15 protein-coding genes are annotated in these 23,233 nt (G+C 35.9%); 9 read left to right on the forward strand and 6 right to left on the reverse strand.

All coding sequences use genetic code 11. The annotated features are described in order from the left end of the window. Positions 1–300: 300 nt before the first annotated feature. The 6 genes from VB248_RS05350 (at position 301) to VB248_RS05375 (ending at position 11,307) form a co-directional block, all read left to right on the forward strand. Positions 301–3,570, forward strand: coding sequence for a TonB-dependent receptor (locus VB248_RS05350; protein WP_323295712.1), 3,270 nt, complete (start codon positions 301–303; stop codon positions 3,568–3,570). A 20-nt stretch (positions 3,571–3,590) separates the two neighbouring features. Next, a complete protein-coding gene (locus tag VB248_RS05355) occupies positions 3,591–5,207 on the forward strand; it encodes a RagB/SusD family nutrient uptake outer membrane protein (RefSeq protein WP_323295713.1) in 1,617 nt (538 codons plus the stop codon). A 138-nt stretch (positions 5,208–5,345) separates the two neighbouring features. Continuing rightward, positions 5,346–7,544 carry an alpha-N-acetylglucosaminidase gene (locus VB248_RS05360; RefSeq protein ID WP_323295714.1) on the forward strand — a complete coding sequence of 733 codons (2,199 nt, stop codon included), beginning with the start codon at positions 5,346–5,348 and terminating at the stop codon, positions 7,542–7,544. Positions 7,545–7,776: 232 nt separating this feature from the next. Then, the gene (locus VB248_RS05365) at positions 7,777–8,910 is read left to right on the forward strand and encodes an acyltransferase family protein (protein WP_323295715.1); all 1,134 of its coding nucleotides are present in this window, start codon (positions 7,777–7,779) and stop codon (positions 8,908–8,910) included. Between the two features lie 139 nt (positions 8,911–9,049). Continuing rightward, entirely contained in the window at positions 9,050–10,954 is a 1,905-nt protein-coding gene (locus tag VB248_RS05370; RefSeq protein ID WP_323295716.1) for a pectinesterase family protein, read from the forward strand. Positions 10,955–11,070: 116 nt separating this feature from the next. Next, positions 11,071–11,307 (forward strand): hypothetical protein, encoded by a 237-nt coding sequence (locus VB248_RS05375; protein ID WP_323295717.1) that lies wholly within the window; start codon positions 11,071–11,073, stop codon positions 11,305–11,307. On the opposite strand, the gene VB248_RS05380 is transcribed toward VB248_RS05375, so the two are convergent. After that, complete coding sequence (locus VB248_RS05380) at positions 11,304–12,056, reverse strand: hypothetical protein (RefSeq protein WP_323295718.1); 753 nt, start codon at positions 12,054–12,056, stop codon at positions 11,304–11,306. The two genes, VB248_RS05375 and VB248_RS05380, sit on opposite strands and share 4 nt — an antisense overlap. Positions 12,057–12,231: 175 nt before the next feature. Between VB248_RS05380 and VB248_RS05385 the strand changes: the two genes are divergently transcribed. Then, a complete protein-coding gene (locus tag VB248_RS05385; RefSeq protein ID WP_323295719.1) occupies positions 12,232–14,169 on the forward strand; it encodes a heavy metal translocating P-type ATPase in 1,938 nt (645 codons plus the stop codon). 49 nt (positions 14,170–14,218) lie between these two features. Here the strand turns inward: VB248_RS05385 and VB248_RS05390 are convergent, their stop codons facing one another. The 4 genes from VB248_RS05390 to VB248_RS05405 all read right to left on the reverse strand — a co-directional run bounded on the left by VB248_RS05390 (position 14,219) and on the right by VB248_RS05405 (position 17,193). Further along, positions 14,219–15,094, reverse strand: coding sequence for an alpha/beta hydrolase family esterase (locus VB248_RS05390; protein WP_323295720.1), 876 nt, complete (start codon positions 15,092–15,094; stop codon positions 14,219–14,221). A gap of 87 nt (positions 15,095–15,181) precedes the next feature. Then, positions 15,182–16,006 carry a caspase family protein gene (locus VB248_RS05395; RefSeq protein WP_323295721.1) on the reverse strand — a complete coding sequence of 275 codons (825 nt, stop codon included), beginning with the start codon at positions 16,004–16,006 and terminating at the stop codon, positions 15,182–15,184. Positions 16,007–16,087: 81 nt separating this feature from the next. Further along, positions 16,088–16,651: a hypothetical protein gene (locus tag VB248_RS05400; protein WP_323295722.1), complete on the reverse strand. Its 564-nt coding sequence runs from the start codon at positions 16,649–16,651 to the stop codon at positions 16,088–16,090. Next, complete coding sequence (locus VB248_RS05405; protein ID WP_323295723.1) at positions 16,648–17,193, reverse strand: hypothetical protein; 546 nt, start codon at positions 17,191–17,193, stop codon at positions 16,648–16,650. The genes VB248_RS05400 and VB248_RS05405 overlap by 4 nt, the downstream gene beginning before the upstream one ends. Positions 17,194–17,354: 161 nt before the next feature. On the opposite strand from VB248_RS05405, the gene VB248_RS05410 reads away from it, so the two are divergent. Further along, complete coding sequence (locus VB248_RS05410; protein WP_323295724.1) at positions 17,355–17,990, forward strand: RNA polymerase sigma factor; 636 nt, start codon at positions 17,355–17,357, stop codon at positions 17,988–17,990. Between the two features lie 67 nt (positions 17,991–18,057). Beyond that, positions 18,058–18,915, forward strand: a complete 858-nt coding sequence (locus tag VB248_RS05415; RefSeq protein WP_323295725.1) for an anti-sigma factor family protein — start codon at positions 18,058–18,060, stop codon at positions 18,913–18,915. A gap of 63 nt (positions 18,916–18,978) precedes the next feature. On the opposite strand, the gene VB248_RS05420 is transcribed toward VB248_RS05415, so the two are convergent. Next, positions 18,979–23,106: a two-component regulator propeller domain-containing protein gene (locus VB248_RS05420; RefSeq protein WP_323295726.1), complete on the reverse strand. Its 4,128-nt coding sequence runs from the start codon at positions 23,104–23,106 to the stop codon at positions 18,979–18,981. Between the last annotated feature and the right edge of the window lie 127 nt (positions 23,107–23,233).

Consider the following 23,233-nt stretch of genomic DNA (forward strand, 5'->3'; position numbering starts at 1 on the left):
GATAGCTGAAAGCTCACAGCTTAAAGCTTAAAGCTTATAGCCAAAGTCTAAAATAAAACATTTTTCAGTGCAGGTGGCACTTATTCCACTTCAAAGACATTAAACAACGAAAAAAGCGAAAACGTTGCAGCGTTTTCGCTCTAAAAGCGGTGTTTGATTACAATAATTTTTCCAAGTATCTTATCAAAACCCCAAAACAAAAGTATGAATCGCAATCCTATTTTCCAAATTAGGCTGGGCTTGCCGTGCAATTCGGCTTCGCCTCGTGGATTACAACTATCCACTAAACTCTTCAGGGTCATGAAACTAACCATTATTTTATCCTTTTCGATACTGTTACAGGTAAGGGCTGTTGGTTTTTCGCAAAGATTTAACTTGAATCTTCGTAACACGACTATTAATAATGTTTTCAAAGAAATTGAAAAGCAGAGTGATTATACCTTTTGGTACAAAACAGATTTAATTCAGAATGCTGAAAAAGTAACGATTAATCTGAAAAATGCTAAACTTGAAGAAGTACTTGAAAGATGTTTTGCCAATCAATCTCTTGAGTATTTAATTGTTGACAAAACAATTGTTATTAAACCTAAAAAAGTAAATCCTAAATTAGAAATTCCTATTGAAATACTTGTACAAACTGTTAAAGGAAAAGTAATCTCTTCTACTGATTCTAAGCCATTAGTAGGGGTAAATATTGCCATTAAAGGAACATCCAAAGGAACAACTACCGATGCCAATGGTGAATTTTCTTTGAATGCCACCAAAACTGAAACACTTGTATTTTCATACATTGGTTTCAAAACCAAAGAAGTATTGGTTGGTAGTCAAACTTATATTGCCATTAGCTTGCAAGAAGTATCTACTTCATTGGCTGAAATTGCCGTGGTAGGTTATGGAAATCAATCACGTAAAACACTTTCGAGTGCGGTAAGTACGGTAAAAACCGAAGAGCTTAACAGAGGTGCTATTACTGACCTTGGGCAATTATTACAAGGTAAAGTACCGGGCTTGAATATTACAGCCAGCGGTGACCCAAATAAACCTGCGGCAGTAATTTTAAGAGGAGCTTCAACCTTGAACAGTTCGCAAGGCCCATTTTATGTAATTGATGGCGTACCGGGAGCAGATATTTCAACGATTGCTCCAGACGATGTTGCATCAATCGACGTGTTGAAAGATGCCGCCGCCACAGCTATTTATGGAAACCGTGCTGCCAATGGCGTAATTATGGTGACAACCAAAAAAGGAAAAAAAGGACAAACACAAGTAGCATATAGTTCATTTGTGGGTTTAGAGCAAGTATCGAATAAATTAGATATGATGACAGCCTCTGAACTACGTGCTTTCATGCAAAAAATAAATGTATCTTTTTCTCCAAAAGATGACAAAGGAGCAGATACCGACTGGCAGTCGTCTATCCAAAAGAAGCGAGCGATTTCTACCAATCACAACCTTTCTGTAAGTGGTGGTGGCGAACATACTACTTATAGTGCAAGTTTGAACTACGTAAAAAAAGATGGTATTTTATTGAATAGCTCATTAGAAAGAGTGATTGCTCGTTTGTCGATTGAACAATTAGCATTGAAAGACAAATTGAAATTTGCTTTTTCTGTTACCAATTCAAGCAGCGATGCCGAAGATATTCCATACAGAAATACTGTACTTTTACAATCAACTTCATACTTGCCAGTTTCACCAATTACGAATGCGGATGGTACTTATTTTGAAAACTTAGAAAACTCAGGGTATTACAACCCAGTGGCGATGATTAACAACAGCCAAATGAAAACTAAGTACAGTAATTTAATTGGTAGCCTTAAAACACAATTGGAATTACCTTTTGGTCTTACTTATAATTTAGACCTTTCGTACATGAATTCCAATACTTTACAGGGAACATATTACAATAAATACTATACAAGTACTTATAACAATATGTACGATAACCCAGACCCAGGTTTAGGTTTTCACTATCAGCAAACATTTGGTAAAAACGGGCAAGCAAGTAGAAGCTCATATCAAAATACCAACAAGATTGTAGAAACTTATTTGACATGGAACAAAGAATTTGGTAAACATTCCATTAATGCAGTATTGGGGTATTCTTGGCAAAACAACAAAATTGGCGATGGTTTCCAAGTAACTACCAGCAATTTACCAGTTGATAATATCGGTTATAGCAATTTGGCTTTGAGTAACCCTTATGGAATTTCTGGTTTTCAGATTAGCTTTGGCCCAGACGGAGTATATCAAGAAACACAATTGATTTCTGATTTTGCCAGATTCAACTACAATTATGATAATAAATACTTGTTGCAAGGCTCAGTAAGAAGAGACGGTAGCTCAGTATTTGGTACAAACAATCAGTGGGGATATTTTCCATCGGTAGGAGCAGCTTGGAGAATCAGCCAAGAAGATTTTATGGTTAATCAAGACGTTGTGGGTGATTTAAAATTAAGAGCAAGTTATGGCGTAACGGGTAATGCCTCTGGATTTAATGCTTATACAGCTCAATTTATTTCAGGAGGTTTAGGAACGTATTATTATAATGGTTCATTAGTAGCCGCAAACGGCCCAACCAAAGCTGCTAACCCTGATTTGAAATGGGAAAAAACAGCGACAACTAACATCGGTTTAGACTTTGCTACTGCTAATAACAAAATCAGCGGTTCAATTGAATTGTATAATAAAAATACAACGGGTATGATTTACTCTTACAGCGTTGACCCAATTCTTGTACCCGTAGGAAGCATCGTGGCTAACGGTGGAAGTATCAACAACAAAGGGGTTGAACTTACTGTAAATGCAAAAGTATTAAGCAGAGGAAAAGTATCTTGGGCAACAACAGTAAACCTTGCTCATAACAAAAACGTAATCACGAGCTTGACAAATCCATTATTTGCAGGTGGCGACTCAGTACTTTTGGCAAGACCAGAAGGAGGCGGACAGTCGGGACGTTCATTACAAATTCTTAAATCAGGCAGACCACTCGGACAATTCTTTGCTTTAGAATATGCAGGAAAAAATTCAGCAGGCGTTTCGCAATTTGTTTCGGCTGATGGTACACTTACAACTACACCTGTTGAAGGCGTTGATTATAAATACTTAGGAAGTGCTCAACCAAAATTATTATTAGGCTGGAACAACACTTTCAAGTATAATAATTGGGACTTGAACGTATTCATCAGAGGTGTTTTTGGAAACAAGATTTTCAATGCTACTCGTGCTGATTTGTTCAGACCAAACACGGTTCAATACGCCAACATCTTAGCTGATGTAGCCAATGAATCACCTTCTGACTACAACGCTTACTTTTATTCTTCTCGCTTTATTGAAGACGGTAGCTTCATCAGATTTGATAACGCTACTTTAGGTTATAACGTCAAAAAGTCAGGCTCGACATTTAAAAATCTGAGAGTTTATGGTTCTGTCAACAACCTTTTTGTAATTACAAAATACACAGGTGTTGACCCAGAAGTAAACCAAGGAGGTATCGCTCCGGGGGTAGATTACAACAACTTCTATCCAAAAACACGTACTTTCTTAATAGGTGTAAATGTTTCATTTTAATTATTTAATAATTGGAAATTATGAAAAAGTCATATTTATATACAATACTATCAGTACTCCTTTCGGGTGTACTCTTTTCCTGCCACGAGTTGGACGTCCCTGTTACGACAGAGCTTACGCCAGAAGTATTCCCTTCTAATACCGAGCAATTTGTTTCAGCATCTGGCCCCGTTTATGTGGCTTTGCGAGGTAACTACGGTGTTGAGTATTTTTTCCAACAATCGTTTAGTACCGACGAAAGCATCATGCCTGCCAGAGGTGGAAACTGGTTTGATGGCGGACAAAACCAAACCATGCACTACCACACTTGGACACAAGACAATGGCTATTTGAATGGTAACTGGTACTGGCTTTCAACGATTATTGGGGTGGCAAATCAAACCGTCAACATTTTAAGTACAACCATGCCAGCAGGTGCTGCTAAAAATACTAATTTGGCTGAAATCAAAACTGTAAGAGCATTTGCCTATTTTATGATGATGGATAATTACGGAAACGTACCCATTGATACTGTTTATGGTGATTTTAGTCCAAAAACAAATGTGGCAAGAGCTGAGGTTTTTAAATTTATTGAAAAAGAAATCAATGCAGCCATTCCGTATTTAAGTGAGATTTCAAGTACTGCTACTTATGGAAGACCCAATAAATGGACAGCTTATGCCCTTTTAGCAAAAATGTATCTGAATGCCGAAGAATACACTGGAACAAAACGCTATGATGATTGTATTGCCGCTTGTGATAAAGTAATTAGTTCGGGCTTGTATGCGATTGAGCCAAGAGCTTCGTACTTAAAAATGTTTTATCCACAAAATGGGCCGCAAATGAAAGAATTTATCTTTGCTATTCCCTACGACCCAGCTATGAGTAATTCATTTCCTTTCCGCTCGGTTAATATTCATTCACGTTATCAAGTACCCAGAAGTGCCAGACAGAAATTTAGTTTACCCTTTACGCCTGCGGGTTCAGCAAGTACTTTGCCAGAATTTTATGCACATTTCAACGACCCTAACGACATCAGAAATGGTCAATGGTTGACGGGTTTACAGTACCAAAGCGACGGTTCGCCATTGACGGTACAAACGACTAAATTAGGTCTTGACCAATTCTACAAAGGAAGTGATGGGGCTACTCCTGTTACTTATCATGTTAATTTAACACCAGAAGTAGTTTTACGTCAAGATGTATCGGCTTTTGATGCTGGTAATGATGAATTGGCTTGGAACATGGGTTACCGCAATATCAAGTTTTATCCTGATGCTACTTCATTAAGTAGAAATCAAAACAATGATATTCCTGTATTCCGTTACTCGGATATTCTTTTGATGAAGGCTGAGGCAATTCTTAGAGGTGGAGCAGCTACTTTGGGTAGTTCTGCGGTTGCTTTAGTGAACCAAGTTCGCTCACAAAGAACTACTTCGCCAACGCTTTCAAGTATTGATTTAGAATCTATTTATGCTGAAAGAAGTAGAGAATTTGCCTTTGAAGGATGGCACAGAAATGACATGATTCGTTTTGGAAAATACGAAGGAAAATGGGGTTATAAAACTAATGCTGATAAGTATCGTAGAATTTTCCCAATTCCAAGAAGTGCCTTCCAACTTAATCCAAACATAAAACAAAATCCGGGCTACCAATAGCAGGGTGAATGCTTAAAAATGGGGATTTAGAAATAACATATATACTATATCGTTAGTGCTTCTAAATCCCTTCATACACAATAATCTTGAGGTGACAACATTCACAGTTACCTCAAGATTTTCAAACGAATTGCAAACATGATAAAACTTTTTCGACAGACTCGCTACTTACTTATCGTATTCGGATTTTTAGGTAGTTTTCACGCAAACGCACAGCTCAACAAAAAAGAATCTCTCGATTTAATTGGCAGAGTAATTCCTAAAAAAGCCCAATTTTTTGTCGTTGAGTCGCTTGAAAGTACTGCACCCAAAGACCTTTTTGAAATAGAAAGCAAGAACCAAAAAATCATTTTAAGAGGAAACAACGGTGTTGCGGTGGCTTCTGCTTTGTATTATTACCTTACCGAATATTGCCATTGCCAAATTACTTGGAACGGCACAAACCTTGATTTGCCCGCCAAATTACCTCAATTACCTACAAAAATTACAAAGAAAACGCCTTACCAATACCGCTATTACCTCAATTATTGTACGTTCAATTACAGTATGTCGTGGTGGAATTGGGAAAGATGGCAAAAAGAAATCGACTGGATGGCCATGCACGGCATCAATATGCCTTTGGCAATTACGGGCGAAGAATATACTTGGCGTGAAGTCTATAACGAAATGGGCTTTTCTGACAATGATTTGAAAGATTTTTTCAGTGGTCCAGCGTATTTCTCTTGGTTTTGGATGGGAAATCTTGATGGTTGGGGCGGTCCACTGCCTGTGAGTTGGATGAAATCGCACAAAGATTTACAGGTAAAAATCTTGCAAAGAGAACGTGCTTTGGGCATGAAACCTGTGTTGCCTGCCTTCACAGGACACGTGCCTGCGGCATTCAAAAAGAAATATCCGAATGCCAAACTCAAGGCAACCAACTGGACAAACGGTTTTGGCGATACTTATATTTTAGATTCAGAAGACCCGCTTTTTGCCGAATTGGGCAAAAGATTTATCAATAAACAAACTAAACTTTTTGGTTCAGACCATTTGTATTCGGCCGATACGTTCAACGAAAACGAACCACCAACCGACGAACCTGCTTTTCTTTCAAAACTCAGTGCCAGAATCTACGAAGGAATGCGTCAGGCCGACCCCGATGCCGTTTGGGTGATGCAAGGTTGGTTGTTTTATAGTGATAGAAAATTCTGGAAAGCTCCACAAATTGAAGCTTTACTCAACGCTGTTCCGAATGATAAAATGTTGTTGTTGGATTTGGCAACCGAAATTGAGCCTGTTTGGAAACGTACCGATGCTTTTTATGGCAAACCTTGGATTTGGAATATGTTGAATAATTTCGGAGGAAATGTCAATCTTTTTGGTAGAATGGATGGCGTAGCCAGTGGTCCAGCTTTGGCTTTGAACGACCCTAATTCTAAAAATTTACAAGGAATCGGTTTAACGATGGAAGCCATCGAACAAAATCCTGTGATTTATGAATTGATGATGCAACATACTTGGCAAACTACGCCAATCAACTTAGATGAATGGTTGGTAAAATATGCTAAAAATCGTTATAAAACCGATGATAAATCTTTGGTGGAAGCTTGGCAAGTATTGCGTCAAACGGCATACAATGGCAAAGACATTCGTGATGGTGCTGAATCAATTGTAACGGGTCGCCCTACGTTTGATTCTACAACGATTTGGACAAGAACCAAGCTCAACTACAAACCAAAAGACTTGCTTTCTGCTTGGGATTTGTTCGTAGAAGCATCTAAAAAAGGCATTGATTCGGATGGTTTTCAGTACGATTTAGTTGATATAACCAGACAAGTATTGGCAAATCATGCCCTTATTTTACAGAAAAAATGGAAAAATTCATTTAAAGCTAAAGACGCTGTACAGTTCAAAAAAGACGCTCAGGGTTTTCTTGATTTGATTGCCGATATGGATGAATTGTTGGCTACTCGCAAAGATTTTATGCTTGGTCCGTGGATTAGCTCGGCAAGAAGTTGGGGCAATACGCCAGCCGAAAAAGCACTTTATGAACAAAATGCCCGTGACCTTATTACGCTTTGGGGCGATGCCAATAGTCCACTTCACGAGTACGCCAATCGCCAGTGGAGTGGTTTGTTGAATGATTTTTATAAACCAAGATGGGAACAGTTTTTTGTAGAACTCAACCAAGCGTTGGCATCAAACCGTGAGCCAGATTTGAAAACCTTCGATGAAAACATCCGTACTTGGGAATGGAAATGGGTAACAAGCCAAAAGAATTTCCCAACAACAACCAAAGGCAACAGCCACCAAGTTGCTTTGAAGATGTATCAGAAGTATAGAAAGGAGTTGTGAGTTAGTTAATTGTGAGTTAGTGAATGAGCGAGTTAGTGAATTGTGCATGAGTAATTCTTTTTTACTAAGTAACAATGAAGAATTGTGAATTAATGTTTTGTTTTTCAATTACTCATGTTTTACCTTAATCAAAACAAAATAAATACTTTAATTCACCAACTCACAATTCGCCAACTCACAATTCACTAACTCATTCATTCACAATTTCATCACTCCCAAACTCAACATTACTATGAAAGACAAAAGACTTGTCTCCTTAGATGCCTTGCGAGGTTTCGATATGTTTTGGATTATGAGTGGCGAGCATATCGTTCATGCGTTGGCAGAGGCAACGCACATTCCAGCCTTTGAATGGATGTCGGAACAACTGCATCATACCGCTTGGAATGGCATTACTTTTTACGATATGATTTTCCCACTATTCCTTTTTATTGCAGGAATGTCGATGCCTTTTTCGATGCAAAAAAAGATGAACGAAGCCTTCGTCGATAGTCCACATTTGTTGCCAACTGCTGTAAAAATACCATTGTACAAATCCATGTTACGCCGAACGCTCATTCTGCTTTTACTGGGCTGTATTGTGAATGGTTTGTTCAAATGGAATGGCTACGAACACACACGCATCGCCAGTGTATTAGGCAGAATCGGTTTAGCTTGGTTTTTTGCAGGAATTATCTTTTTGAATACCAGCACATTAAAGCAAATATACTTTTTTGTATTTATCCTAATTTCTTATTGGTTGCTCATGACCCTCGTACCAGTACCCGGTTTTGGGGCAGGCATTTTAACCAAAGAAGGCTCGTTGGCATCGTACATCGACCGCATTTTATTACCGGGTCGATTGCACAGTATTGTCTATGACCCCGAAGGATTGCTCTCAACCCTGCCGGCCATTGGCACAGCCATGTTGGGCGTTTTTACTGCTACTTTTTTGAAAAAAGAAGGCGAATTTTCTGTCTATCGAAAAGTACTGATGATGACAGTCGCCGCTTTGGTATTGATTGGCATTGGCTTACTTTGGGACATGGCGTTTCCAATCAACAAACGCCTTTGGACAAGTTCCTTTGTGTGTTTCGTAGGCGGTTTTTCTATCCTATTTTTTGTGGTCTTTTACGTCATTATCGACGTTTGGCAATGGCAAAAATGGGCATTACCCTTTATTTGGATAGGCACAAACTCCATTCTGATTTACATGGCATCGGAAGGCGTAGTCAACTTTGCACACACAGCCAACTTCCTTTTTGGCGGGCTTATTTTGTACACGCCAAGTCATTGGCAACCAGTGTTTGTAGCTTGCTCTATTACCGCTGTACAACTGATTTTATTGTATGTTTTTTACAAGAAAAAGATTTTCTTAAAAATTTAGATTCATACTCAATGAAAAATAGAGATAGTTCTACCCTATGTTTTTGAAGTACTTTAGAAAATATCCTCACGCAAAGCATTAGATTTAGTGATTGCCTTGTCTTTAGAATATGTTTCATTCAAAGACATTCGCAATTACTATGACAACCAGCCAAAAGTACTTTTTCTTCCTCTTTTTTCTCCTGATGCCACTCCTGAGTGAAAGTCAAGCCCTAAAAATTCAACATGATTTAGTGGTAGCAAAAGATGGTTCTGGAGATTTTAAATATATCCAAGATGCTATTGATGCCGTAAGAGTATTTTTGCCGCAGCCGATTACTATTCGTATCAAAAAAGGAGTTTATAAAGAAAAAGTAACGATTCCGAGTACACTTACCAATATTGCTATCATTGGCGAAGACAGTACTGTGATTTCTTATGATGATTTTTCTGGAAAAGGAAAAATGGAAACCTTTGATTCTTATACATTAAGAGTTTTAGGAAATGATATTACTTTAGAAAATCTCATCATCGAAAATACGGCAGGAAGAGTTGGACAGGCAGTGGCTTTGCATATTGAAGGTGACCGCTGTGTGATTCGTAAATGTAAATTTTTAGGAAATCAAGATACCATTTTTGCTTCTGGAGAAAACTCTCGTCAACATTTTGTGGATTGTTATATCGAAGGAACTGTTGATTTTATTTTTGGCCCAGCAACAGCACTTTTTGAAAATTGTGTAATTCATAGTAAAGCCAATGGTTTTGTAACGGCGGCATCAACACCCAATTGGGTAAATTATGGCTATGTTTTTAAAAACTGTAAACTCACAGCCTCATCGGGAGTTGATAAAGTATATTTAGGTCGCCCATGGAGAAGTTATGCCAAAACAGTATTCATAAACTGTGAAATTGGAAAGCATATTTTACCCGAAGGCTGGGATGCTTGGGGAAAAGCAGAAAATGAAAAAACAGCCTACTATGCTGAATACCAAAGTACTGGCGAGGGAGCAAAGAGTTCATCAAGAGTAAAATGGGCTTATCAATTAAGCGATAGCGAAGCCGCAACTTATACCAAAGAAAATATCTTCGCAGGAACGATAAAACCCACAGCCAATACTTTTTGGATAAAGCCTTCGCACTTGGGCATTACAGGAAAGGTAGATACTTCTTACAATAATTACACGGCTTATCTCAATAGTAAGCAGTCGCATCCAGTAACGACAATCGTACCAGAAAAACCTTTGGCTACTGTTTCAGAAACATATTCAATTACTTATGGAAAAATTGGTAATCGTGCTTTGTTTTTAGATGTTTTTAGTCCTAAAAAAAAGAGCGAAAAACCATTGCCTGCGGTCATGATTATTCACGGCGGTGGTTGGCGAACTGGAAACCGTACACAGCATTATCAATTAGCCAGAAGATTGGCGGAATTAGGTTTTGTCTGTTTTACGCCTGAGTATCGTTTATCTACGGAAGCACTTTATCCAGCAGCCGTTTATGATTTGAAATCAGCCCTGCGTTGGATGCGTGCCAATGCAAAAACCTACAATATCGACCCAGATAAAATCGCTACTTTAGGCTTTTCGGCGGGCGGAGAATTATCAGCTTTTATGGGAGTAACGGCTGAAAATCCAAGTTTTGAAGGAACAAATGGCAATTTGAATTACTCTTCAAAAGTACAAGCCGTTGTGGATATTGATGGCACTCTTTCTTTTGTTCATCCAGAATCGGGTGAAGGAAATGATAGCAAAGGTACTTCGGCAGCAACTTATTGGTTTGGAATTCCCAAAAAAGACAACCCACAACTTTGGGACGAAGCTTCGCCATTGTACCATGTTGGAGCAAAAACGCCTCCGATTTTATTCTTAAATAGTTCAGTAGATAGAATGCACGCAGGCAGAGAAGATTTCAGAAAAGTATTAGATCAATATAAAATTTATTCAGAAGTACATACTTTTGCCGATGCACCACATTCCTTCTGTTTATTCAATCCTTGGTTTGAACCAACGGTTAAATACATTGCCGATTTTTTGAAGAAGACTTTGGTGAAATTAATAGATAAGTAAAATAATTAGAGGACAATCTGTTTAATGAATAATACAAATAGATTGTCCTTTTAAGCTTTAAAAGCTTTTTTTAAAAGTCTTTGTCGTTTATATTTGTGTAAGATAAAATCAAAAATATGGCTGGTTCAATTCATTTTAACGCAAATATGACTTTCGATCAATTGATTGAATTGGTTAGACAATTGCCTCAAAATCAAAAAAAGCAATTAGTCTCAATTCTTGTAGAGGAAACAGATTCAATCTCTAAAGAAGAAGTAATTTCTACCATCAAAGAAGGTTTAAAAGAAGTCAAACTTCACAAGGAAGGTAAAATAAAACTTAACACCTTAGATGATTTTTTAGCAAAAAATTAAATACCCTTCTTCCCTCGTTTACTAACCGCCTTTGCACTTACCCAAAAAAGTACAAATCCAGAAAGGATAGTGAGTAATCCAAAAATAGAAAAGGCACGTAATAAGTAATTGGAAATATTATCTCTACTCTCAAAATCCATTGTATGTAGCATCCATAAAAAGTCAAAAATTCTCCATTTTTCATTTCTAAATTTCTGAATTGTACCTAATTCGGTAGCCACATAAACTGTTGTTTTACTTGGATGTTCAAACGTAATGGCAAAAGCTGGTAAAGCCTGTTCCCGATACTCATGGTGTCCGTTTGTAGAAGTTAAGTATTCGATATTTTTAATTTTTGCTTCTTCCGAAAAACCTCTTTTTGCTACTTCAATCGCTTCTTCTTTCGATAAAGCAGGTCTGATTTTACCAGTAGCTGCATCTGCCAATTGGATTTTTTTGCCTCTATCATGTTCTTGTGAGTAAGTAATCTGATAAGTAGCTTTCCCTAAAATTTGGATGAGTTTTATATCAAAAATAAAATTGACAGAGTCCTTTTGTTTTATTTGTTGAATAACGGTCTGCGGATTCGCCAAAGCAATATTGGCACTAAGTGGATGAATATGAGCCTTTTGGTGGTCGCCATGTACTTCGTCCATATCCGACCAACTGAAGTACAAACCTCCAATTGTCCAAAACAAAAACTGAATTCCCAAGACTAAACCTAAATAGCGATGTATTTTACGAATGCGAAAGTGAAATGATTTTTTCAAAAGAAATGCTGTTAAATGATATTTTAAAAATACTCAGAAATGCGTTTGTTTAATATTTTAAAGGGTCATTATTTACAAAATTTACAGATTCTCAATTTATATTTCCTTTTTGATTCCCTGTTGCACTTCCTTTTTCTCTAATTTACGCCCCTAATCCTTACATTTCATCAGAATTATGTGCAACCAACATTCAACGATACATCAACATCACGAAAGTGAACATGAAGAACATCATCATGAACATCAGCATCATGATGATAGCAATTGGCAAGAATTTTTTCCTGCCTTGATTTCAGGAATTTTGCTTCTACTTGGTATCATTTCGGATAACTTAAAGCTGTCATTTTTTACTTCCGAAATTCGTTTTATTGGCTACTTAATTGCCTATTTACCTGTTGGTTTTCCTGTTTTGAAAAATGCCTTCAAGAGTATTCAAAAGGGAGATATTTTTGATGAATTTTTCTTGATGGGCTTGGCTACGGTTGGTGCTTTCGGCATTGGTGAATATCCAGAAGGTGTAGCCGTCATGCTTTTTTATACCATCGGCGAGTTATTTCAAGGAGCAGCCGTAAAGCGTGCCAAAGGCTCAATCAAGGCTTTGTTGGATGTTCGCCCTGATAAAGTATCGGTAAAAAGAGATGAAAAAATTCTGGTTGTCAATCCTGTAAAAGTAGCGATTGGAGAATTTATTCAAGTAAAAGCAGGTGAAAAAGTAGCTTTAGACGGCATTCAAATCAGTGATTCTGCTACTTACAATACGGCTGCACTCACGGGAGAAAGTATGCCAGAAACCAAGCAAAAAGGCGAAATGATTTTGGCAGGAATGATAAATTTAGACACTTTGGTAGAAATACAAGTAAACACTGTTTTTAAAGATACCAAGCTCTCGAAAATTTTGGAAATGGTACAAAATGCTACCGCCAGAAAATCACAAACACAATTATTTATTTCAAAATTTGCCAAAATTTATACGCCAATTGTCTTTGCTTTGGCGGTTTCTATTACTTTTCTTCCTTACTTTTTTGTAGAAAATTACCTTTTTCAAGATTGGCTTTATCGGGCTTTGGTGTTCTTGGTAATTTCTTGTCCCTGTGCTTTGGTAGTTTCTATTCCATTGGGGTATTTTGGCGGAATCGGGGCGGCTTCACAACATGGTATTTTGTTTAAAGGAGCTAATTTTTTGGATGTGCTGACCCAAGTAAATGCTGTAGTGATGGACAAAACGGGTACATTGACCAAAGGTAATTTTAAAGTTCAGCAAGTGGAAATTGTAGGAGAAAACAAACAAGAAGTATTAGCAAAAGTGGCTTTATTGGAAAGTAAGTCAAATCACCCTGTTGCTAAAGCAATTGTTGAATTTGTTAAACCTACATTAAACGAAAGTATTTTAAGTGAATTTAAAGAAATTTCGGGACATGGTTTAGTTGGCAAAATAGCCGAAGATGAAGTAATGGTGGGGAATTTACAACTTTTGAAAAAGTATCAGATTCCCTTTTCAGATACGCTTTCCGAGATTGAAGAAAGTCATGTAGTAATAGCGTTTAATCGTGAATACGCAGGTTATATTGTATTGGCAGACGAAATAAAAGCCGATGCCCAACAAGCAATTGCTGATTTACAAAAAATGAATATCAAAACAGTAATGCTTTCGGGAGATAAGAAAGCGGTTGTAGCGAAAGTTGCCAAAACTTTAAATATTAAGGAAGCTTTTGCAGAATTGTTACCCGAAATTAAAGTGGAACATTTACAGGGTTTGAAAGATAGACATTTTAAGGTTGCTTTTGTCGGTGATGGCATTAATGATGCACCAGTAATTGCTCTTTCAGACGTAGGCATAGCGATGGGTGGCATGGGTTCAGATGCCAGTATTGAAACGGCAGATGTGGTTATTCAAAATGACCAGCCTTCTAAAATCGTTACCGCAATTCGTATTGCAAAGGCTACTAAAAATATAGTTTGGCAAAATATTGCTTTGGCATTTGTCGTAAAAGTATTGGTGTTGATACTCGGTGCGGGCGGATTGGCTAATATGTGGGAAGCTGTTTTTGCCGATGTTGGTGTGGCACTTTTAGCTATTTTGAATGCTGTTAGGATTCAGAGAATGAAATTTTAAAATGAGACGAGGCTGTTAATTCTATTGTTAACAGCCTCATTTAATTAAATTAATTCCGCATAAAAAATGACCATGCTTCCAAATACACATCAATATCGTTAGGATAATCATGCTTGCCACCAATAACTTTTAAGAGTGTTACTTCTGGTTTTTTCTTTTCCTTGAAAGTATATTTTTCAATCACTTTATTGTCGTTCGGGTCGTTGTCTGGGAGTTTTTCCAAAGTTGGTTCTCCTTTGTAACCAGCTAATTTTGCCCAATAGTCAAAAGTACGGTCGGTAGAACGAACAAAACCTAAATTGACCGTCGAGCCAAGTTTTACTTCTCCACCTTGATAAGGATTAATTGGGTCTAAAGTACCATTGATAATCATTACAGGTTTAGCAATTTGTTTTTCGATACAATCTAAATTATTGGTATCGGGTAAATTCGCTACAATGGCAGTAATTGCTCTAAATTTTTCAGGCATTGTCAAAGCCAATTTATAAGCCATGTGTCCACCGCCAGAAGTACCTACTGCAAACACTTTCTTATCATCAATTTGATATTTTTCTTTAAAAAACGAAATCATTTGTCCGAAAAAAGCTTCTTCGTTGATATTTTCATGATTGGCCGCCGAATTAGCCGTTTTTCTGCATTCATTCCAGTAACGTTTATAGCCATTCGGAAAAACTAATAATATATTTTCTTTCGTCGCTAATTCTTCAAATTTTTTGGTGGGTTCATAGCTACCGTACTTTCTAATTTGCATTCCATCACCTTGCGAGCCATGTAAAATAAAAACTAAGGAAGCTTTAGGTTTGCTTGAAGGCAAGTAATGAAAACTTCTGGAATGATTTTCAATCATCATTGAATCTGTACGGATTTGAGCTTTTGTCAAACCAGAACAGCAAATTAAGAGCATTAAAATCAAGGTCTTTCGCATAATATTAACATTGTGTTTTATATTTTATTTCAAATATAAGCCTAAAACAGTATGTTTAATATAATACTTTCCCAAAATAATGCAAAACTATTCTTTGTTAGCGGTGGAATCTATTTCAAAAATAGGCGATTGAGAATATGAAAAGCCTGTGATTTTTGATTGCCTTTCTATGAATTTTCTTACTTCGACGACCGTTTTTTGTTTGATACTTTCCCAAGAAACTTTGGTATTGTCGTTGGAAGTTGAGTTGTCAAAAGCTCTTCTAAACATTTGTTGGAAAATACTTCCAGAAGGTAAACTGTATGAAAATTCTCCTTTTTCAGCCGCACAAATTAATACATTTTGTTTTGAATTGGGTGTTCCGAAATTCCAAAAGAGTCCTTTTACTAAATCTTCATCAATGGGATTTGCCGTGTAAGCCAATTTTGCCGCTGGATTTTCGATAATGTTATTGCAGCAGTCAGCCAAAATAAATTTCAATTTTGGGTTTTGCTCTCCAACAATCGCACTTAGTTTGTTCATCGACAAAGAGTTATCGCTAAAGTCTAAATGTGGATAGGCACTTCCGTCTCTGTTCGAGCCATGTCCTGAAAAATAAACTGCAATGCCACTGTTCGGAGCTTGATTTTGGCTAATGTTTCCCAGAGATTTTATAGCATTGAGTAGCGTCGGAATCGTAAAACGCTCGTGTGTAAATGTTTGAATACGCACGTCCATTTCTGCAATTCTTCCTTTGTTGCTAAAAAATGCTTGCATCGCCTCTAAGTCTCGTTGACGGTCTTTTTTACGATTATTGTCGCTTAAATCTACGGCTAAAAACACATTGAGTACTGGTTTGAGCTGTCGAGCTTTGGCCTTATGAAAGCCCAATAGACCAGCGATACTTAGACCTAAAAATAATCTTCTTTTCATTTTGGGTGTTATTTAAAATTAGCGATTTATATTTAAAATTTGATAACGTGTCGGTCTGAATTAAAACATCCAAACGATGATTTAATTATTCTTCCGTGGAGAATCGTTTGGAAAAATTTTTTGTAAATAAGCAAGCATAAGCTCGTAGGAAGGGTCAAAATCTTCTTCTTTGTTGATGCCCTCTCCCACAAATCGCCATACTCTACAATCATAAGAAATCAGTATCCGAAGTATTTGTGTTCCTTTTCTAAATTCTAAACCCAATTTTGGCGTAAAAGTGCAATTTTTCATCATGTTATCGAAGGCATAATTGGCATCGCTACTTAGAATTTTTTTTAGTTCCATACTTTGAATTGCCGTAAGTGAAGATGTTTTTTTTCGGATACTGAAACCTCCGAAAGTTTCACCATCATGACGAAATGGGTCGAGTAAATATCCGTTGATTTGTTCTGCTTCCATTAAAATTTTGTAAGAAGAATAACCTAAAAAACGCTTTACTTTTTGCTGTTCGACAGGAAAATTTTGCTTTGAAAATTGAGCTATATCGGCTGATAGTTCATTGTGAGTCCATTTTTGGTTGTAAGGTTTAGCGATACTTATCTGACTCAACAATAATAAGTAGCACAAAATAATTTGCTTTGTCATTTTCTCCTTTTGTTATTTGGATTCACAATCCTGTTTACGAGTAATTTCCAGTCGGAACTGGTTTTGGTAAAACTCTTCCCTATGGCTTTACTTTTTGAATCAAAAAATTTTAATTCGTTACAGTAAAAGCAAAGTAATAAACGTAGTTTTTGCTGTTGTTGATAAAATTCAAAGGCAATTTGTGGCGAGAATGCACAAAGCTCATGAACCCCTTCAGAATCATAATTTTGAATCTGAAAGATTTGCCTTTGTAAAGCTTGCTTGTCTTTCTCTTTTATTTTCTGAGCTTTGTTGCTAATGTAGAATCCTTCCAAAAGTTCAGAAGCTGAATGCTTATTGTTATCATCGGGATTTAAACCGTACACCAAAACGCTATCAGCTTCTTGGATTACTTTAATTCTCTCTGAACCCAGAAATGTTACAAGGTTATCATCAAGAATCACTTTTTGAGGACTAATCTTATATTTAGTATGTGTTTGTGCCTTTAAATTTGGTATTGAAGCATACATAAAACCCAGAAGAAAAATAGATAAATAGTTCATAAGTAAAGTTGATTAACGAGTGTCATTAAGTATAATAGAAGAAAAAAGGGTTTTGTAATGTTGATATTGAAAAATAAGTAATAAATGTCAAGACTTGTTTGTGTTGTGAAAAATATTCGTAAAATTTACTCTTACAATATCTTCCCTTTGGCCCAACGCTTATGTCGAACACAAATTTTCAGCGATACGAACGAGACGATGCCTTTTTTTATAAGGAACTTCTTGAAGAAAATCCAAACGCTTTTACTTTTCTCTATCAGCAAACTCATCAGCAATGTATTCCTTTTGCTTTGACAAAGGGCAGTGAAATAGAGGAAGCGGAAGACATTCTGCAAGAGTGTTTGGCAATTTTTATCGTCAAACTCCGAAATCGAGAATATACTTGGCAGGCAAATGCTAAAATTACCAGTTACTTTTATCGGATTTATATCAATCAATGGAAAAAACAGATTGACCAAAAAAGTAAATTACCTACACTTAGTCTTCAACAAGATTTTAATCAGTACAAGGATGAAAAAGAAAATAATTTCAAAGAAACAGAAGGAGAAATCTCAATTGATAAAGTAGATGTTGGATATGAAAATCATGAAAGAGAATGGATTTTTGTTCAATTAGAAAAAGCATTTAGAACATTGAAAGAAGATTGTCAAAAAATGCTTTCCTTATTTTATGTTGAAGAATTGTCCTTAAAATTGATAGCTGAACAATTAAAGATTACCGAAGCTTCGGCTACACTCAAGCGTTTTCGATGTGCCAAATATTTAAGGGAATCATTTAAACCTAAAAATCAAAATTAATTATCTGATAAGGAGAAGTGTTATTTCAGTATTAATCTTTAAGACATTCATTTTCAAGAGCATCAAGATGTTATCACAAGAAATATTTGAACAAATTCATTTGTATCTCAGCGGACAAATGGATGAAAATACAAGAGCAGATTTTGAAAAACTATTGCAGGAAAATCCCGAAATGCAAGAAGAGTTTTTGATTCAAAAACGCATTAAAGAAGGCTTGAAAGCCCAACATTATAAAGTACAGTTTCAAAATATACATCAACAATTGGCTAATGAAGGAGTTCTCAACCGTTCAACGAAAGATTCATCAAAAGCAATTGTAAAAATGCCTTGGAAGTATATTTCGATTGCTGCAAGTGTAGTTTTCTTGTTCGGTTTTTGGTGGTTTTGGTCAAATGACAAAAGTGAAATTTCAGTGAAGAACCAAGATTCATTTGCTAAACATACAAAACCTTCGGTGAAAAAACCCGATTTAGCTCAAGAAAAGCAAGATACTTCAAACAAAACAGTAGGCAAAGTACCTCAGAAACACGTTCTTGAAAGTAGAATTGTAGCTTATGAAAAGTATGTAAAAACACCAACTATTTCTTCACCATTTCAGCAAGGGAAAATGATGGGAATTTCGCCAAGTAGCATAGCCGCTTGGGAGGCTGATTCGAGTGCTTTGTTACAAAATATTAAACGATTCAAGCAATATCCAGCTCTTAATGCTCCAGAAGTATTATCAAGTTTTAAAGCTTTAGGAGAAAGTCGTTTTGAAAATATTCGTCAGCAAGCGGAATGGTACGAAGCCTTAGCGAATTTAGGAAACAAGCAAACCAAAGAAGCGAAGGAAATATTAAATAAGATTGCTTCTACTCAAAATCATCCTTATCAATCAAGTGCTGAAACTTTACTCAAGGAAATACAGAAAATGAAAGTAGAGTAATTTTGAATAATAAAAAAAAGTTCTGGAAATAATTCATTTCCAGAACTTTACGAGTAAAAATTATTAAGATTCTTGATTTCGTTTAATGATTTCTTTTCCCCATTTCTCTAAAACACTTACCAAAAATTCTAAATTTATCGGTTTACTAATATAGTCTTCCATACCGGCTTCTCTACATTCATCTTTATTTTCTTGAAAAGTATTTGCCGTCATCGCAATAATGATAGGTTGCTTAATCGGCATTTTTCTCAACAATACCGTCGCTTCGATACCATCCATTTCTGGCATTTGCATATCCATTAATATCAGGTCGTAGTATTTCTTTTCAAAAGCACTGATTACTTCTAATCCATTTTCAGCTAAATCAGCTTGATAACCCAATTTACTCAGTACTCTCAAAGCTAATTTTTGGTTGAGCAAATAGTCTTCGGCAACCAAGATATTCATTGGATATTGTGTTGCAAAATCTGCATTCAATTTTTGATTCGAAACACTTTGTTTTGGTAAATCCTTTTTAAGCAATCCATCTTGAATACTCTTGCAAAGTGTAAGTTGTTTTACAGGTTTGGTTAAAATTGAACGGAATAAATTTGGATGTTGCTTATAGAAAGTATCAGAAATCGAACTCAACAAGATAATCGGTAAGGTTGAATGATACTTCTGTATTTCCAAAGCCAAATGAACGCCGTCCATTTCTGGCATTTGCATATCTGTAATAACGATATCGAATGTATTATTTTCTTTAATGTGACTAATAGCTTCAAATGGAGATTCGCAAAGAGTTGTCTGCATTTTCCATTGTTCGAGTTGAGCTTTTAGAATACTCAAGTTGGTTTTGTTGTCGTCAACTACTAAAATTTTCTTACCATTCAATACGCTAATATCCAACACAGGTGAAGGTAATTTGACTGAACTTACTTCTGTTTTGATGGTAAAATTGAACGTTGTTCCTTTGCCTTCAATACTTTGTACGCCAATATTTCCACCCATTAATTTGATGATTTTCTCACTGATAATCAAGCCTAAACCAGTACCGCCATACTTTCGGGTAGTAGAAGAATCTACTTGTGAGAAAGGCTTGAAAAGTCTATCAAGCTTGTCGGCAGGTATTCCAATTCCAGAATCTATTACTTCAAAACCTAAAGTAATTTCGTTGCTGTCGTCACTTGAATTGGTTTTATACACTTTTATATATACTTCACCTCGGTTGGTAAATTTAATGGCATTCCCGATAAGATTAAGTAAAACCTGACGCAAACGATGATTATCGCCAACGATTTGCTCTGGTACGTCCCATTCTATCGAATACAATAAATCAATATTCAATGTAGCAACTTTGGTAGCAAACACATCCAATACTTCTTCGATACAGTGGCGAAGGTTGAAATCATGGACTTCTAACTCCATCTTTCCAGATTCAATCTTAGAAAAGTCCAAAATGTCATTAATTACCGAAAGTAAACTATCGCCACAGGCTTGTATGGTATCGGAGTAACTTTTTTGTTCTTCATTCAATTCTGTTTCTTCCAAAAGTGAAGCCATTCCAATAATGCCATTCAGTGGAGTTCTGATTTCGTGGCTCATGGTTGCTAAGAAAATACTTTTGGCTTGATTGGCTCTTTCCGCTTCCTGACGAGCCTTCAATTCCTCTTGGGTTGATTGCAACAATTGGGCGGTTCTTAGTTCAACTTCTTTTTCAAGCTTAATTTTTTGTTGCTTGATAAGATTAATTCTGTATCGGTAAAAACCAACCGCAAGTCCTATAATCGTGAAGCCCATCAATAATCTAAACCACCAAGTTGCCCAAAATGGTGGTAAAACAACTATATGAATGGATGTTCCTTTTTCATTCCAAATACCATCATTATTAGAGGCTTTTACTCTAAATACGTATTCGCCTGGGTCAAGATTGGTATAAGTTGCTCTTCGTAATGTTTCGATGTATCGCCATTCTTCATCAAAACCTTCTAATTTATAAGCGTATTTATTTTTTTCAGGTAAAGTATAATTCAGAGCGGCAAACTCAAATGAAAATACAGATTGGTCGTACTGCAATACAATTTTATCAGTCTCAGAAATATGTTTTGTCAATGGCGAACCTGCAACACCTACTCGAACAGGTTTGTTAAATATTTGAAAATCAGTAATATATACGGGTGGGATGTAAGTGTTATCTTTGATGCTATCAGGAAAAAATGAATTTAATCCGTCTGGGCCACCAAAAAACATTTCTCCATCGTTCGTTATGAAGGCTGCTCGTGGCTTAAATTCGTTTCCTTGCAAACCATCTGAAACATTATAATTTCTAAATTGATTCTTTATAAAACTAAATTTAGACAAACCCTTATTGGTACTTATCCAGAAATTTCCTTTATGGTCTTTCAAAATTCCATTAATGAAATTATTAGGTAGTCCTTCATTTTCTGTGTAGGTTTTGAAACTTTTGGTTTTTAAATTCAGCAGACAAAGTCCGTCTGCTGTACCAACCCATACGTGATTTTGAAAGGCTTCAACAATTACTTGTATAGAGTTGTTACACAAACTATTTGGGTTATTTGGATTCGCCTTGAAGTGCGTAAATACTTTTGTTTTTTTATTGAAATAGTCTAAACCATTTTCAGTTCCTACCCAAAGATAGTCGCCATCTTCATACAAGGCTTTTACATAATTGTCCGCAATACTTTGAGGGTTGTTATCGTCATGACTAAAATTGATAAATTTATGTGCTTTGGTATCAAAATATGTAAGTCCACCAATTAATGAACCCAACCAAAGATTGTTATCTTTTGACTTCAGAATAGTATAATAACTTGGTAGAGAAAGCGTATCTACTTGGTTGCTTGAACTTAAATTATGAATAAACTCTCTTTTTTCTTTATCAAAAAAATCCAATCCACCTAAGTACAAGCCTAAGGCTAAATATCTGTCGTTAAAGTCTAAAACAGAAGTAACATAATTTGAATAAATGCTATTTTTTTGATTTTCTTTTTTCTTGAATGCACTAAACTTTTTTGTTTGTTTATTAAAAACATTCAGCCCACCGCCGTCTGTTCCAATCCAAATATTATTCTGATTGTCGCCATGAATCGATAAAACACTGTTGTTATTCAGGCTACTTCCATCCGTTTTTTGCTGATATAAATTGAATTTACTGCCAAATTTCGGGATAAAATTTACCCCTCCAGAATAAGTACCAATCCAAATATTGCCAATATCATCCAAGTACAAGCAATCAACTGAGTTGTTACTTAAACTATTTTCATCATTTGGATTATTTTCTAAGGTTTTGAATATATTTTTAGTATAGTCAAAAACACTTATACCACCATTTTCTGTTCCAATCCACAATCGTCCTTGGTTATCTTCCATAAATGAAAAAATATCATCATAGCACAAACTGTTGGGATTTTTGGGATTGTGAACATAAGTCGTAAAAGTATTATCTTTTGTATTATATTTTGAAATTCCCCCTCTGAGCGTTCCAATCCAAAGATTATTTTTCCTATCTAAATATACTGCTCGAACCCAATTCGAACTGATTCCTTTCGGATTATTGGTATTTAAAAAGAAATGAGTAAACTGATTAGTATTTGGGTTGAATTTATTCAGACCATTGTTTGTACCTACCCAAATATTACCCAAATTATCTTCGGCAATTTTATAGATAAAGTCATCACTAATGGTATTTTTATTTCTCGGGTCGTGTTTGAATTGCTTGGCAGTTTTATGAGGAATATCCAAAAGATAAATCCCCGAAATTGTTCCTAACCAAATTCTGTTTTGCTTGTCTTGATAAATATCTCTAACATTGATACTTACATTTTTATTGAAATAATGCTCAAAAGTCTCATCGTCACGATTGAAAATATCTAATCCTGTTGCTGTTGCAACCCACAAATTCCCCAAGTGGTCTTCAATAATGTCATAAATGAGATTGTCAGAAAGAGATTTTGGCTTTTTACTGCTATGTTTATAAACCGTGAAGTTGTAGCCATCATATTTATTAAGCCCTTCGTCGGTGGCAAACCACATAAAGCCCTTTCTATCTTTCAATATAGCGTTTACGTGGCTCTGCGAAAGCCCATCATTAGTTGAAATGCGTTTAAATGAAGGTTTAAACTCTTGTGCATTTGCCCCTAAAGGTTGAAGAAAATAAAAACATATACTTAATAAGTAAAGACAGTATCTCATGGTCAAGTTAAAAATACAGCGTTTGTTGATTATAGTGCTGTATAAAAAAATAAGTTATTTCAAGTGATTATTTTGTGAAAATTGAGTCAATAATTGTACTTTTTAATGGAAAATTAATAAATTTTTT

Source organism: Arcicella rigui (assembly GCF_034929435.1).
Lineage (GTDB): Bacteria > Bacteroidota > Bacteroidia > Cytophagales > Spirosomataceae > Arcicella > Arcicella rigui.